We start from the raw sequence: 518 nt of genomic DNA on the forward strand, positions 1-518 counted from the left end.
ACCCGACATCATCACCGCGAAGTGGCCGGGCTGGCCGGCCGGCACCGCCTGGTTGGCCGGCTGCTCGACGAACGGGCTGGCCGGTTGCTGGGTGCCGGTGTCGCCACCGGTGCCCGTGCTGCCCGAGCCGGTGCTGCCCGAGCCGGAACCCGTGCTGCCGGAGCCCGTGCCGGTGCTGCCCGAGCCCGTGCCTGCCGCCTTCGACGGGTCGTTGTACACCGCGAACTCGAACAGCGAGTAGCCGTAGCCGGTCGCGCGCTGCTGCCCTTGCAGGCGGATGTAGCGCGCGGTCGTGGTGTTGAACGACAGGTCGTCGATGCCGCCCTTGCCGTTGGCCTGGGTATAGACGGTATTCGACCAGTCGACGTTGTCGTGCGAAGCCTGGATCAGGAACTGCTTGCCGTAGGCGTTCTCCCAGTTGATCACCACCCGGTTGAAGGCGGTTTCCTTGCCGAGGTCGACGGTCAGCCATGCGTCGTCGGCGAAGTTCGACGAGAAACGCGTGTTCAGGTTGCCGT

Annotated in this window: 1 protein-coding gene; it reads right to left on the reverse strand. The window is 67.6% G+C overall.

The window, feature by feature from the left end; genetic code table 11:
• Positions 1 to 518 (reverse strand): discoidin domain-containing protein (locus FQ755_RS07625; RefSeq protein WP_144152736.1); only part of this gene is annotated, 518 nt, incomplete at both ends.

Source organism: Paraburkholderia sp. BCC1885, from assembly GCF_900996235.1.
Taxonomy (GTDB): domain Bacteria; phylum Pseudomonadota; class Gammaproteobacteria; order Burkholderiales; family Burkholderiaceae; genus Paraburkholderia.